Annotated in this window: 1 rRNA gene; it reads right to left on the bottom strand. The window is 50.9% G+C overall.

Annotation, left to right across the window (positions count from 1 at the left end):
* Positions 1-125: 125 nt before the first annotated feature.
* Positions 126-318: ribosomal RNA gene (locus tag Xsze_RS21625) — 23S ribosomal RNA — on the bottom strand; the annotation flags it as partial.

Genomic DNA, 318 nt, shown 5'->3' with positions numbered 1-318 from the left:
CAGGTGGGACCACCGCGCTACTGCCGCCAGGCAAATTCTGTTTTATCAGACCGCTTCTGCGTTCTGATTTAATCTGTATCAGGCTGAAAATCTTCTCTCATCCGCCAAAACATCTTCGGCGTTGTAAGGTTAAGCCTCACGGTTCATTAGTACCGGTTAGCTCAACGCATCGCTGCGCTTACACACCCGGCCTATCAACGTCGTCGTCTTCAACGTTCCTTCAGGACTCTCAAGGAGTCAGGGAGAACTCATCTCGGGGCAAGTTTCGTGCTTAGATGCTTTCAGCACTTATCTCTTCCGCATTTAGCTACCGGGCAG

Origin of the sequence: Xenorhabdus szentirmaii DSM 16338 (assembly GCF_002632585.1) — a bacterium.
Classification (GTDB): domain Bacteria; phylum Pseudomonadota; class Gammaproteobacteria; order Enterobacterales; family Enterobacteriaceae; genus Xenorhabdus; species Xenorhabdus szentirmaii.
Note: the sequence above shows the minus strand (reverse complement) of the source record. Positions and strands in the feature narration are given on the sequence as shown.